Source organism: Nocardia takedensis NBRC 100417 (genome assembly GCF_000308695.1).
Lineage (GTDB): Bacteria > Actinomycetota > Actinomycetes > Mycobacteriales > Mycobacteriaceae > Nocardia > Nocardia takedensis.
The window spans coordinates 27,863-40,057 of record NZ_BAGG01000058.1; the positions used below are offsets into that span (position 1 = coordinate 27,863).

At 71.4% G+C, this 12,195-nt stretch carries 15 protein-coding genes; 7 read left to right on the forward strand and 8 right to left on the reverse strand.

The features are described from left to right. Nucleotides 1–7 precede the first annotated feature (7 nt). Nucleotides 8–1,171 (forward strand): sulfotransferase family protein, encoded by a 1,164-nt coding sequence (locus ON30_RS11935; RefSeq protein WP_040706622.1) that lies wholly within the window; start codon nt 8–10, stop codon nt 1,169–1,171. Nucleotides 1,172–1,189: 18 nt separating this feature from the next. Here the strand turns inward: ON30_RS11935 and ON30_RS11940 are convergent, their stop codons facing one another. Beyond that, nucleotides 1,190–1,864, reverse strand: a complete 675-nt coding sequence (locus ON30_RS11940; RefSeq protein WP_040706623.1) for a PaaI family thioesterase — start codon at nt 1,862–1,864, stop codon at nt 1,190–1,192. A gap of 222 nt (nt 1,865–2,086) precedes the next feature. On the opposite strand from ON30_RS11940, the gene ON30_RS11945 reads away from it, so the two are divergent. Next, a complete protein-coding gene (locus ON30_RS11945) occupies nt 2,087–2,746 on the forward strand; it encodes an HAD family hydrolase (protein WP_040706625.1) in 660 nt (219 codons plus the stop codon). Nucleotides 2,747–2,762: 16 nt separating this feature from the next. Here ON30_RS11945 and ON30_RS11950 read toward each other — a convergent pair whose 3' ends face one another. From ON30_RS11950 to ON30_RS11960, 3 genes are all read right to left on the reverse strand, one after another. Next, nucleotides 2,763–3,581, reverse strand: a complete 819-nt coding sequence (locus ON30_RS11950) for an ABC transporter ATP-binding protein (protein WP_040706626.1) — start codon at nt 3,579–3,581, stop codon at nt 2,763–2,765. A gap of 67 nt (nt 3,582–3,648) precedes the next feature. Continuing rightward, nucleotides 3,649–4,050, reverse strand: coding sequence for a hypothetical protein (locus ON30_RS11955; protein WP_040706628.1), 402 nt, complete (start codon nt 4,048–4,050; stop codon nt 3,649–3,651). 147 nt (nt 4,051–4,197) lie between these two features. Next, the gene (locus tag ON30_RS11960) at nt 4,198–4,827 is read right to left on the reverse strand and encodes a maleylpyruvate isomerase family mycothiol-dependent enzyme (RefSeq protein WP_040706631.1); all 630 of its coding nucleotides are present in this window, start codon (nt 4,825–4,827) and stop codon (nt 4,198–4,200) included. A gap of 104 nt (nt 4,828–4,931) precedes the next feature. Between ON30_RS11960 and ON30_RS11965 the strand changes: the two genes are divergently transcribed. Continuing rightward, entirely contained in the window at nt 4,932–5,402 is a 471-nt protein-coding gene (locus tag ON30_RS11965; protein WP_040706633.1) for a hypothetical protein, read from the forward strand. On the opposite strand, the gene ON30_RS11970 is transcribed toward ON30_RS11965, so the two are convergent. Next, nucleotides 5,399–5,890 (reverse strand): thioredoxin family protein, encoded by a 492-nt coding sequence (locus tag ON30_RS11970; protein ID WP_040706635.1) that lies wholly within the window; start codon nt 5,888–5,890, stop codon nt 5,399–5,401. The genes ON30_RS11965 and ON30_RS11970 overlap by 4 nt on opposite strands. Nucleotides 5,891–6,437: 547 nt before the next feature. After that, entirely contained in the window at nt 6,438–6,812 is a 375-nt protein-coding gene (locus tag ON30_RS11975; RefSeq protein WP_040706637.1) for a cupin domain-containing protein, read from the reverse strand. A gap of 60 nt (nt 6,813–6,872) precedes the next feature. Between ON30_RS11975 and ON30_RS11980 the strand changes: the two genes are divergently transcribed. Both ON30_RS11980 and ON30_RS11985 read left to right on the forward strand, forming a co-directional pair. Then, complete coding sequence (locus tag ON30_RS11980) at nt 6,873–7,352, forward strand: MarR family winged helix-turn-helix transcriptional regulator (RefSeq protein ID WP_040706639.1); 480 nt, start codon at nt 6,873–6,875, stop codon at nt 7,350–7,352. Nucleotides 7,353–7,859: 507 nt separating this feature from the next. After that, on the forward strand, nt 7,860–8,375 hold the full coding sequence (locus ON30_RS11985) for a hypothetical protein (RefSeq protein ID WP_157183705.1): 516 nt from the start codon (nt 7,860–7,862) through the stop codon (nt 8,373–8,375). A gap of 3 nt (nt 8,376–8,378) precedes the next feature. Here ON30_RS11985 and ON30_RS11990 read toward each other — a convergent pair whose 3' ends face one another. Beyond that, entirely contained in the window at nt 8,379–9,281 is a 903-nt protein-coding gene (locus ON30_RS11990; RefSeq protein WP_051029213.1) for a helix-turn-helix domain-containing protein, read from the reverse strand. Between the two features lie 96 nt (nt 9,282–9,377). Here ON30_RS11990 and ON30_RS11995 point away from each other — a divergent pair, with 96 nt between their 5' ends. Further along, the gene (locus ON30_RS11995; protein ID WP_040706643.1) at nt 9,378–10,172 is read left to right on the forward strand and encodes an SDR family oxidoreductase; all 795 of its coding nucleotides are present in this window, start codon (nt 9,378–9,380) and stop codon (nt 10,170–10,172) included. Further along, a complete protein-coding gene (locus tag ON30_RS12000) occupies nt 10,169–11,242 on the forward strand; it encodes an NAD(P)H-dependent amine dehydrogenase family protein (RefSeq protein WP_040706645.1) in 1,074 nt (357 codons plus the stop codon). Before ON30_RS11995 ends, ON30_RS12000 begins: the two co-directional genes overlap by 4 nt. On the opposite strand, the gene ON30_RS12005 is transcribed toward ON30_RS12000, so the two are convergent. After that, nucleotides 11,226–12,195 (reverse strand): aminotransferase class V-fold PLP-dependent enzyme (locus ON30_RS12005; RefSeq protein WP_040706647.1); only part of this gene is annotated, 970 nt, incomplete at its 5' end. The two genes, ON30_RS12000 and ON30_RS12005, sit on opposite strands and share 17 nt — an antisense overlap.

Genomic DNA, 12,195 nt, shown 5'->3' on the forward strand with positions numbered 1-12,195 from the left:
AACACTGATGATCGGACGAGACGACGTCGGCACCGTCGAGGATCTGCACGCCTCGGCCACCAAGGTGGTGGGGCTCGACGATTTCGGCGACCCCGACTACCGCGAAGGTCTCGGCGTCCTGCTCGAGTCCTACGCGAAGGACGCCGAGCTGACGCCGTTCGGCAACAAGGTCAACCGGGCCTTCCTGCGCGGCGCGCTGGTCGCCCGCCTGCTCAGCGAAGCCGCCTGGCGGCAGTATCCCGAACACGAGCAGGTGGCCGTCGAGCGGCCGATCTTCGTCACCGGACTGCCGCGCTCGGGCACCACGGCGGTGCACCGCCTGCTCAACGCCGATCCCGACCACCAGGGTCTGGAGATGTGGCTGACCGAGATGCCCCAGCCGCGCCCGCCGCGCGAGAGCTGGTCGGCGAACCCGGTGTACCAGCGGATCGAGGCGGCCTTCGCCAAACACCACGTCGACAACCCGGAATTCATGGGCGTGCACCACATCTCGGCCGATCAGGTCGAGGAGTGCTGGCAGTTGCTGCGACAGTCGGCGATGTCGATCTCCTACGAATGCCTGGCCTACCTGCCCACCTATTCAGCGTGGCTGCGCGAGCAGGACTGGACACCGGCCTATCGCAGGCACCGCCGCAACCTCCAGCTCATCGGACTACCGGACGCGGGCAGGCGCTGGGTGCTGAAGAATCCGAGCCACCTGTTCGCCCTGGACGCGATCTTCGAGGTCTACCCGGACGCGCTGATCATCCAGATGCACCGCGATCCGCGCACCATCATCGCCTCGGTGTGCTCGCTCAACGAGAAAGCCTCGCAGGGCTGGTCGCAACGATTCCACGGACCGACGGTCGGGTCCGAACAGTTGGACCTGTGGGCGCGCGGGGCCGACCGGTTCCTCGCCGACCGCGGCAAGCACGACCCGGCGCGCTTCCGCGACGTCTACTACGACGATTTCGTGGCCGATCCGATCGGCACGGTCGAAGGCGTCTACGACCACTTCGGCCTGACGCTCACCGACGCCGCCCGCACCGCCATGACCTCGCTGCACTCCGAGAGCACCTCGGGCGCGGCCAAGCCGGTGCACAAATACACCCTCGACGACTTCGGCCTCACCGCCGATCAGGTCGACGAACGGTTCGCCGACTACCGGGCGGCCCATTTCCCGGGCCGCTGAGCAGCGGGTCCGGGCGGCCTACTGCTGCCCGGACCGCAGCACGATGAACAGCCCGCTCGCCTCGGCGCACAGTCGTTCGCCGTCGTGCAGGGTAGCCCGGACATAGACCTTGCGGCCGTCGCGCCGTTCGGCCCACGCGCGCAACCGCAGCGGGGTCCGCAACGGCGTGATCGAGCGGTAGTCGACGGTGAGCGAGGCGGTCCTGGTGACCGCGCCCGCGTGCACGGCCGCCGCCATGCCCATCAGATCGTCGAAGCCCATCGCGACCATGCCGCCGTGCGCGGCGTCGTTGCCGCCGAGATGGAAGGTGCGGAAGGTGAGTTCGGCCTCGACGCCGTCGGCGTCGACCCGCTCCACCGTGAACGGCGGCAAGGTGATGTTGCCGCGGGCGGGCAGGTCACCGCGCGTCCAGGTGGGCGCGACCCATTCCTCGACCACGGCTTCGGCCAGTCGGTCGTTGAGTTTCTCCAGCGTCGCGATGGCCTCGAGGGCGAGATCGTCGGACGGCGAGAGCAGTCGGGCGCGGTCCATCAGCGTGCGCACCTGCTCGATGAACGGACCCAGGTGCGGGCCGCCGCGGGAGGCGTCGAGCGAAGCCTGCGCCTGCACCATGTCGGCCATGGAGGTCGGCCGGAAGCCGCCCTCGTGGTGCTCCGCGCTGGGCAGGGCGGGGCCGCTCGACTGTTCTTTCATATAGAACAAGTTATAGGTAGCCGCCCGGATGCCCCACCGCGACGCCCGTCGTTCCCGTCACACCCGCGCGCGTCCGTCCCTTCGACGGGACGCCGATCACAGGGCGGGCGAGCGCGTCGCGTGTGGGTGGTGACCTACGCTGGGTACCCGTCGAACCATCAGGTCTAGGAACCACCCCCGCGGCGTCGGTGACGGCCCCGGCAGGCGAAAGGCGTTGTACCGATGCGTGTCACGGCGGTCGTCTTCGACATGGACGGCGTACTGATCGACTCCGAACCGGTGTGGGAGCGGGTGCGCCGCGACTACATCGCCGAGAAGGGCGGTCGCTGGTTACCCGACACGCAGAAACGCCTCATGGGCATGAGTACGGGGGAGTGGTCGCGCTACCTGGCCGGTGAACTCGGCGTCGGCGAAGCGCCGGAACAGGTGGCCGACGAGGTGATCGAACGGATGGCGGCCCACTACGACCGCGAGGTCCCCCTGCTGCCCGGCGCGGTCGCCGCCGTGCAGCGGATGAGTCGGAACTGGCCGCTGGGTCTGGCCAGTTCCTCGCCGCGCGCCTTGATAGACACCGTGCTCGGACGCACCGGGCTCATCGAATTCTTCGAGGTCACCTTCTCCACCGAGGAGGTCGACCGCGGCAAGCCCGCCCCCGACGTCTACGTCGCCGCCGCCGGGTTCCTGCGTCGCAAGACCACCGAATGCGCCGCCGTCGAGGATTCCAGCAACGGACTGCGCGCCGCGCACGCCGCCGGGATGCGCGTGATCGCCGCGCCACGGCCGGAGTACCCGCTCGACCCCGACGCCCGCGCGCTGGCCGCGGCCGTGGTCGACGGATTGGACGACCTCACCCCCGCGCTGGTCGCCGGTCGCGAGAGCTGAATCCGGGCACGTCGGGTCAGGACGCGGGCGGCACGCTCAAGCGGGCGACGCGGGCGCGGGCGGTCCAGCGGCCCTGGTCGTAGCGCACCTCGACGGGATGGTCGAACGCCTCGGTGATGGTGTCGGTGGTGACGGTCGCGGCGGCGGGGCCCGCGGCGACCGTGCGCCCGTCGGCGATGAGCAGGGCGTGGGTGGTGGTGCTCGGCAGTTCCTCGAGGTGGTGGGTGACCAGGATCGAGGCCACCCGGGGATGGGTCTCGTCCAGGGTGTCGATGGTCTCGAGCAGTTGTTCGCGGGCCGCGACGTCGAGTCCGGTGGTCGGTTCGTCGAACAGCAGCAGATCGGGTTCGCTGATCAGCGCGCGGCCGATGAGCGTGCGCCCGCGTTCGCCCTGCGACAGCGTGGGCCAGGTGGATTCGGCGCGGCCCTTCAGGCCGACCGTCTCGATCATCGCGTCGGCGCGGCGCATCTGGTCGGCGGTCGGCGTCCAGCGCATCGGGGTATCGATGGTGGCGGTGACGCCGGTCAGCACGACCTCGCGCACGGTCAGCGGATAGCGCAGCGGGTGGCGCGGGTTCACATGGCCGATGCGGTGTCGCAGTCGCGCGAGTTCGACTCGGCCCAAACGGTTCCCGAGGATCTCCACCGACCCCGAGGTCGGGAAGGTCACCGCCGCGCAGAATCCGAGCAGCGTGCTCTTGCCCGCGCCGTTGGGGCCCAGCAGCGCCCAGTGCTCGCCCGCGCGCACCGTGAGCGAGATGCCGTCGATGATCTGCTTGCCGTCGCGACGGAAGGTGACATCGGTCAGTGCCAGCACGGTCGCTGCGTCGCTCATCGGTCCCTCGCTGTCCGGTCCTGCGGGTCGTTACCCAGGCTACCGACCGGAGCGGAGGTTCCCGGGTTCAGGACCCCAGTTGCAGGATCTTGTTCTGACCGGCGACGACCAGATCGTTGCGGTCCACCAGCGCGACGCGCACCTGCATGATCGCTCCCGGCGGCAGCGGGGCCTGACCGGGCGCGGCCACCAGGGCGATGGTGGTGGTGCGCTGGGCGCCGTCGCAGGTCACCGCCTCCTGCATGCCCAGCGCGGCGGGGCGGTCGGCCATCGGATCGCCGACCATCGCCTTGGCGCTGGTGACGATGGTCGGCGCGTCGCAGCTGTAGCTCAGTTCCACGGTCGCGGGATTCGCGCCCGTCACGTCGATGGTGTCGGCCGCGGCGGCGGTTCCGGCCGCGAGTGCGGGCAGGGTCAGCGCCGCGAGGACGGCGGCGGCGCGGGCGAGGGGGCGAGACAGGAGGATCATGCTTCGTTCCTTCCGTGGGTGAGACGGATCGGCGTGCACGACGAACCCGGACCCGACAGGTCCGCGACTGTCCGTCCATCATTCAGCCCCGCGCCCGATCCCGAGGCCGAACCCCAGCTAGATCGCCCCTTCCGACCCGCCGCGCGCTCAGGAATGGCGGGTGAAACGCGCGGCGGGCGTCCCGTGCAGGAGACCGGCGGGCAGCGTGCGCCCGCACAGCACCAGCAGCAGGTCCTGGGCGCGGCCGGACAGCACCGACCCGTCGCCGTAGCGCCAGTCCAGGTCGTCGGCGCGCAGTTCGATCCCGTCGAGGTCGACGCCGAAATAGCGGACGCCGCGCTCGTTGTTCGCGGCCAACACGTGCTCCATGCGCGCCTTCGGCACTTCCCGGTCGATGCCGAGGGCGACGGTGATGTCGAGTCCGTGGATGACGTCGTGGCTCAGCGCGCCCGCGTACCCGCCGCCCGGCGACTTCCACGGGTGATCCAGGTTCTCGCGCAGCGAGGCCAGCAGTTCGGCGTCGTCCATGGCGGCCGTGTCTCGGCGCGCCGCCCGGTCGGCCAACCGGTCGAAATTGCCGCGCGCCACGACCAAGTCGAGCAGGAATCGCGGGGTGGACAGCCGGAACGGCATGGTGATGTGGGCCAGGACCTCGCGCACCCGCCAGCCTTCGCACAGCGTGGGTTCCGACCAGCGCGCCTCGTCCAGACCCGCCAGGATCTCGACGAGGTCGGCCCGTTCGGCGGCGATCTCCGCGCGGATCTCGGATTCGGTCACGTATGTCTCCTGTCGTCGCACCGATCATCAGGGCAGACGGGCCGCGGCGCGGGAATTCATCGGTCGGCGCGCCGCCGCCTCGCCCTCGAGGCACACTGGGCGCGGTGAACGACGACGAATCCGGCTCTCCGACCGCCGAGCGCGGCCCGGAGCGGCGCGCGGCGTCCGAACCGGTCACCGACGGACTGCGCGAGCTCGCCGAGGGCCGCGCGCCCCGGCTGGAACTGGCCCGTGGCGAGAACGAGTGGATCGAGGCCACCCACCTGCCCGACGGCGTGTACCGCCTCGCGCACCGCGGGCCCGAGGACCCCGACACCCACGAGCTCTACACCGGCGACCCGGTGCTGCTGCGCGACATCTGCTTCGCCTGGATCGACCGCGATCCGTGGTGGCGCGACCGGGTGGCCTGGTCGCGCGTCGACCCGGCCGTGGCCGAACTGGAGTCGGTGCGCGGCGAACTCACCGATTTCCTGGACGGTTTCGGCCTGCTCGACTCGCTCACCGGCGAAGTGGACGACGCGATGGCCCGCGCCGACGACCTGCTCGCCCTGCACGCCGACCTCGACGGCGACTAGAGCCCCGGCCAGCCGTAGCGCGCGGGGCCGGGGGCCGGTCCCGCCGCCGAACGGGCCGCGGTCGCCGCGACCGCGCGGTCGGGCTCGCTACGTCGGGCGTGCTCGGCCTGGACCTGGTGGGCCTGCTGGGCGATGGCCTCCGCGTGCTGGGCGCGTATCGAGTCCATGTCCAGCCAGCGGACCTGCTGGATCACTTCCTCGAGATCGCCCGCGGGCAGGAATCCGGACTGCGCGAACACCAGGATGCCCTCGCGGAAGGCCATCAACGTGGGGAAGCGGTCGACCTGGGCCATGGCCGTCAGTTCGGTCTCGGCCTCGGTGTCGACGGTGCCGTGCACGATGTCGCGGTGCTCCTCGGCGGATGCCTCGAAGATCGGCGCGAACTGGCGGCACGGCCCGCACCAGCCCGCCCACCAGTCGATCAGCACGATGGTGTGGCGGCTGATGACCTCACGGAACGTGGCGTTGGTGACGGTCAGTGTCGGCATCGGTTCCCTCCCGGGCGCTGCGGTGCGGCCTCCGCACAACCCCGAATCCTTACACGCCGCGGGCGAGTCGCAAAGGCGTGCCGCTCAGCCGAGCGCCCGGGTGAGCAGTTCGGCGGTGAACTCGTCCAGTTGCCGGGCGGCAGCGGATCGGCCATCGCGGTCCGCGTGAAGACCGGGTTGTAGAGGACGTAGCGGGTGCGCGAGCCGGGATGTCGGATCGGATGGTGCGCGCCGAGCAGGTCGTTGCACCGCGACCCCTGCATCGCCGCCCGCATTCCCTTGTAGCCCTGACGGAACTGCGGGTCCGCCCAATCGATCCGGCCCGGCAGGCGCGCAGGACTCGGGCGCGGTCGCCGTCTACGCCGAGGTCGGCCGCGTCCCGCGGGAATCGCGCGCCCTTCTCGGCCCCGCTCGCCACGGCGACGACCCGGTCGCCGCGGCCGGCGCGCCCGCCCTGACCACCGCCGAACCCGAACGCATCCGGGCGCTGGCCGCGCTGATGATCCGCGCGGTCACCGAGTCGCCCGACGCGCGCTGATCGAGAATCTCAGGCGATCCACGGCGGCAGGATCGGCCGCGCGCCCTCGGTGGTCCGGGCCAGCGCGCCCGCGGGCGCGGCGACCAAGGCGGTGAAGCCCGCGCCCCCGCCCGTCACCCGACGGGTGCGGTCCGCGTGCAGGACGATCGTATCGCCCTCGGCGACAGTGTGTTCCGTGCCGTCCAGGTCGATGATCGCGGTGCCCGCGAGCACCGTGAGGATCTGGTCGGCGTCGATCGTGTGCACCGGTCCGGCGGCGGCCGCCGCCACCTCGACCCGCCACAGCGCGAGTCCGGCCCCGCCCTGGGTGGGGGAGGCGAGGGTGGTCATGACGGCGCTGCCCGTCTCGATGCGGCGGGTCTCGGCGTGGCGGATGACGGTCATCGAGGACATCTCCTAAAATAGACAACTACATTGTCTATATGGTCAACGAGGTTGTCTTTCATGTCAAGTGACTCCGGCGGCTACGAACTGTCGCTGCGCCTGCTGCTCGGCTTCCGCGTGATCGTCGACGAGGTGCACGCCGACCTCGCCGCCAACGGTCACCCGGAACTGCGCCCACTGCACGGGTTCGTCTTCCAGGCGATCGGCCGCGCCGGCGGGCCGCACGGCTGTACCGCCGCGGACCTCGGGCGCGCGCTCGGCGTCTCGAAACAGGCCGCGGGCAAGCACATCGAGACCCTCGAACGCCTCGGCTACCTGTGCCCGGGACGCGATCCCGGCGACGCCCGCCGCAAGGTCCACACCCTGACCGAGCGCGCCCACGACGCCCTGACCCGTTCCGAGCGTTGCTTCGCCCGCATCCACGCGCGCTGGGCGGACCGACTGGGCGCGGGGCGGCTCGCCGACTTCGAGAACGACCTGCGCGCCGTGACTCCGGGCGACCTGTTCCGCTTCGACACCCCGCACTGGTTCGGGTCCTGAGCCCGCCGACGGCCGATCACGCGCCGCGATCGACTCCGAATCGGTCCGCTGCGGGCCGGTCGGCAGGTGGCCGTGTTCGGGCCTGCCGGTTCGGTGATGGCCTATTGGGGACCATGGACTCTTGTCGGGGTGCGTGCGAGTGCTCGGGATGCGACACTGGCGCGGACGCGGTGTCGCCGTGCCGGATCGGGGCTGAATCGTACGAACCGGACGGCTTTCGGTCGAACGGTGCGTCAAGTCCCCTGAACCGTAATTCTTCGGGAGGCGTAGACTTCGGGGGCGCGCGATTTCCGCTGTGTGAGGCGATATCCGGAACTGCTCCGTACGGGCCGTGGCATCGGCGATCGTCGCAGGTCATGTGATGCCTCTCGGGAGCGGCGGGTCCGTGCCGACGGTCGGATGACCGTGCATCCGTCGCGAACACTGGACGAATCATGTTGTGCGATAGCGCTATACGACTTGGTCACGGAAACGGCGACGCTCCCGGGCGCGGGGTACGGTGTGGCCGTGGCGGAGTGGATCAGCGTGTACTGCGAGAGCCGGATCGAGCTCGACGCGAGAGAACTACGCGAGGAATTGGCGGTCGCGGATCTACGGCCCTTGGCCGAAGCGGTCTTCGACAGCGACGAGGAGGCCGCGCGCGCCCTGGAGAACGCCGCACGGCATCTGCGCGTCGAGCGGCACGGCGCCGAGATCGAGGTGCAGTGGAAACCCGCGGGCCCGCACCTGCAGATCCGCGCGATCAGCGGGGCCGCGGCGGAGAACGACATCGCCGAGGTGCTCGCCGACCGCCTGCCCGCCGGGTCGGGGCCCGGACCGGATCGGGTCCGCGCCCAATTGGCGCGCGCCCAGCAGGTCGTCTACCTGGAGATGGGCGGACCCGACGCGCGCGGCCTCGGCGGCGTGCTCGGCGAAGTCCTGGCCTTCCGACTGGCCGCGGCGGGCGACGGACTGGTCTGGCTGTTCGACCGGCGCTGGGCCGCGCCGGAGGACCGGTCCGTGCCGATCTGGAGTCATTCCTGACCGTCAACCCCGGGTGGCCGCGGTGAGCGCGCGCGCCGCCGCTGTGGTCGCGGCGATGTAGCCGTCGCGTTCGGCCTTCGTGGTGGCCGCGCGCAGCGGACCCAACTGCACCTCGTAGGCGGCGACGCCCGCCGCGTCGAAAACCGGTGCGGCCAGATAGCTCAGCGGCAGCACCGCCTCGGAGTCGAGTTCGGCCCTGGTGAACGGGCGTGCGGTGAGCGCGGCCAGTTGCCGCAGCGCCCTGGTGCGCAGATTCGCCTGCCGCAGTTCGCTGCCCGCCGCGCCGAGTAGATCGATCAGCAACTCCACCATGCCGGTGTCGTCGGCGCGCGGGCGGAAAACCGCCACCCCCCGTTCGCGGACCAAACTCAGCAATGCGCCCGCCGAACGCCGGTCGGGCTCGGGCGCACCGGCCAGCCAGGTGTTCTGTTCGGCCGCCGTGCGCCACGGCATCACACCCGCCCCCGCCGGGAACTGCACCGGAATGCGGTGTCCGACGGGGATTCCGGGCACGATCCGGTCCGGGCCGTGCCGCACTTCGAGGACGGTGAGCCGGTCGGGGGTGATGCGGCTCAGCGTCGCGCCGCAGCCCGTCTCGGCGGCCAGCGCGGCGAGGATCTCGCCCACGGCGGCGGGCAGCGGCGCTTCGGTGAGTCCGCGCAACGCGCCGCCGAGCCGATAGCCCCGCGGCGCGGCGCGCACCACCCAGCCCGCCGATTCGAGTTCGGCCAGCACCGCCGTCGCGGTCGCGCGCGCGATCCCGAGTCGTTCGGCGATGCCCGCGACCGGCAGGGGGTCCGACGCGCCCGCCAACAGCGACACGATCTCGATCACGCGGCGCGTGGGCGGTGACGGCGAACGTTCGGCCGCGCTCGGCTGCGCGGACGCGGGGACACGGTGATCCATCGGTGCCGACCTCTTGTGCTGACTCGGGGAACGCTCCTACGATGCCGAATATACGACATACCGCTGTCGAATAGTCGACAGTGAGAGGTGGGCCGCATGATTCTGGACAGGTTCCGCATCGACGGGCAGGTCGCCGTCGTCACGGGCGCGGGGCGCGGGTTGGGCCGCGCCATCGCGATCGCCTTCGCCGAGGCGGGCGCGGATGTGGTGATCGCCGCCCGCACCGAATCCCAGTTGAAGGAGGTGGCGGCCATCATCGAGGCCGCGGGACGCCGCGCGCACGTCGCGGTCGCGGACCTGAGCGATGTGGAGGTGACCGCCGGACTGGCCGAGATCGCCGTCGAACGATTCGGCCGTCTCGACATCGTCGTCAACAACGTCGGCGGGGCCATGCCGTGCCCGCTGCTCGACACCACGCCCGCGGCGATGGCCGAGGCGTTCCAGTTCAACGTCGGCACCGCGCACGCGCTGATCCGCGCCGCGGTCCCGCACATCCTGGCGACGGCGGGCGGCGGCGCGATCGTCAACATCACCTCCACGATGGGCCGCCTGCCGGGCCGCGCCTTCGCCGCCTACGGCACCGCCAAAGCCGCACTCGCGCACTACACCCGACTGGCCGCTATGGATCTGAATCCGCGCATCCGGGTCAACGCGATCGCTCCCGGATCGATCCTCACCTCCGCCCTGGAGATCGTCGCGGCCGACGAGCGCATGCGCGCCGAACTCGAATCCAAGACCCCGCTGGGCACGCTGGGCGAACCCGAGGACATCGCCGCCGCGGCCCTGTACCTGGTCTCGCCCGCGGGCAAATACCTCACCGGCAAGCTGCTCGAACCCGACGGCGGCATCATCGCGCCCAATCTCGACCTCCCGATCGGAGACCTGTCATGACCTACCGCGTGGTGCAGTGGGGCACCGGCAATGTCGGCAGATACGCGCTCGCCGGCATCCTGGCCCACCCCGACCTGGAATTGGCGGGCGTGTGGGTCTCCGGACCGGCCAAGGCGGGCAAGGACGCGGGCGAACTCGCCGGACTCGACGAGCGCGTCGGCGTCGCGGCCACCGAGGACGCCGACGCGCTGATCGCCGCGCGCCCGGACTGCGTCGTCTACTGCTCGATGACCGACAACCGGTTGATCGAGGCCCTCGACGACCTGAAGCGTTTTCTGGCGGCGGGCATCGACGTGGTGGCCTGCGCGCCGGTGTTCTTCCAGTACCCGTTCGGCGTGCTGCCCGACGATCTGCTGAATCCCGTTCTCGAGGCGGCGCGCGCGGGCGGCGCGTCGCTGTTCGTCAACGGCATCGACCCCGGTTTCGCCAACGACCTGCTGCCGCTGGCGCTGGCGGGCACGTGCCTGCGCATCGACCAACTGCGCTGCCTGGAGATCGTGGACTACGCCAGCTACGACAACCGCGCGGTCATGTTCGACATCATGGGTTTCGGCGGACCGCTGGACGAGGTGCCGATGCTGCTGCAACCCGGCGTGCTGTCGCTGGCCTGGGGCAGTGTCGTGCGCCAACTCGCGGCCGGGATCGGCGTCACCCTCGACGCCGTCACCGAGGTCCACGAACGGGTGCCCGCGCCGGAATCCTTCGACATCGCCAGCGGACACATCGCCGAAGGCACCACCGCGGCCATGCGTTTCGAGGTGCGCGGCATGGTCGGCGACCAACCGGTGACCGTCCTCGAACACATCACCCGACTGCGCCCCGACCTGTGCCCGGACTGGCCGCAGCCCGCGCACCCGGAGGGTTCCTACCGCGTCGAGATCACCGGCGACCCATGCTACGCACTGGATCTGGTGACCTCGAGTCCGCGCGGCGACCACAACGTCGCCACGCTCATCGCGACCGGCATCCGGGTCGTCAACGCCATCCCGGCCGTGGTCGCCGCCGCGCCGGGCATCGTGACGGCGCTGGATCTGCCGCTGATCACCGCGCCCGCTACCCGGCGCGGTTGACGGGGCCGAGCGCGTCGAGCGCGCGGTCCACGTCAGCGTCACCGTTGTAGAGGTGGAACGCGGCCCGCAGCGCGCCGCCGCGGGTCGAGACCATCACCTCGGCCCGCGCCAGGCGTTCGCCCGCGGCGTCCGCGCCCGGAATCGACACGATCGCCGACGGACCGGGTACCGGCGTGTAGCCCAGGTCGGCCGCGCCCGCGCGGAACCGTTCGGCCAGCGCGAGATCGTGCGCGCGCACCGCGTCCACGCCGATCTCCTCGAGCAGCAGCAGACCCTGTTGCGCCGCGACCACGCCCGCCCAGTCCGGCGAGGCGTCGAGCCTGCGCGCCGAATCCGCCAGCGCCACCGGGCCGTACAGCTCGGTCCAGCGGTCCGCGGCGGCGTACCACCCCGGCGAGACCGGGCGCAGTCGGTGCGCGGCCGCGGGCGCGACCGCGAAGAAGGCGACGCTGCGCGCGCCCAGCAGCCACTTGTAGGTCGCGCAGACCCAATAGTCGGCGTCGGCCAGTCGCAGCGGCAGCCACCCGGCGGCCTGTGTCGCGTCGACCAGCAGATCAGCCCCGTGCGCCAGGGTGGCGGCGCGCAACGCGGCCAGGTCGGCCACCCGGCCGTCCGCGGACTGCACGGCGCTGACCGCCACCAGGGCGGTCTGCGGGCGCACCCGCTCGGCCAACTCCGTCAGCGGTACGTAGCGCACGGCCAGATCGCCGCGATAGTGGAAAGGCGAGGACACCGAGGAGAATTCGTTCTCGGCCAGCAGCACTTCCGCGCCCGCGGGCAGGGACGCGACCACCGGGCCGATGAGCCCCGCGACCGTCGCGCCCAGCGCGATGTCCGCCGGCCTCGCACCGGCCAACAGGCGGGCGAATCCCACGCGCAGCGGTTCGACATGCCGGTCGGCGGCCCGAGGGTCGTGGCGGCCCGCCACCCAGCGCGCGTTGACCGCCTCGACC

Bases quoted from the DNA above. Each gene is read 5' to 3' on its own strand.
- ON30_RS11935 (WP_040706622.1), top strand. From the start codon at position 8: ATGATCGGACGAGACGACGTCGGCACCGTCGAGGATCTGCACGCCTCG.
- ON30_RS11940 (WP_040706623.1), bottom strand. From the start codon at position 1,864: ATGAAAGAACAGTCGAGCGGCCCCGCCCTGCCCAGCGCGGAGCACCAC.
- ON30_RS11945 (WP_040706625.1), top strand. From the start codon at position 2,087: ATGCGTGTCACGGCGGTCGTCTTCGACATGGACGGCGTACTGATCGAC.
- ON30_RS11950 (WP_040706626.1), bottom strand. From the start codon at position 3,581: ATGAGCGACGCAGCGACCGTGCTGGCACTGACCGATGTCACCTTCCGT.
- ON30_RS11955 (WP_040706628.1), bottom strand. From the start codon at position 4,050: ATGATCCTCCTGTCTCGCCCCCTCGCCCGCGCCGCCGCCGTCCTCGCG.
- ON30_RS11970 (WP_040706635.1), bottom strand. From the start codon at position 5,890: ATGCCGACACTGACCGTCACCAACGCCACGTTCCGTGAGGTCATCAGC.
- ON30_RS11975 (WP_040706637.1), bottom strand. From the start codon at position 6,812: ATGACCGTCATCCGCCACGCCGAGACCCGCCGCATCGAGACGGGCAGC.
- ON30_RS11980 (WP_040706639.1), top strand. From the start codon at position 6,873: ATGTCAAGTGACTCCGGCGGCTACGAACTGTCGCTGCGCCTGCTGCTC.
- ON30_RS11990 (WP_051029213.1), bottom strand. From the start codon at position 9,281: ATGGATCACCGTGTCCCCGCGTCCGCGCAGCCGAGCGCGGCCGAACGT.
- ON30_RS11995 (WP_040706643.1), top strand. From the start codon at position 9,378: ATGATTCTGGACAGGTTCCGCATCGACGGGCAGGTCGCCGTCGTCACG.
- ON30_RS12000 (WP_040706645.1), top strand. From the start codon at position 10,169: ATGACCTACCGCGTGGTGCAGTGGGGCACCGGCAATGTCGGCAGATAC.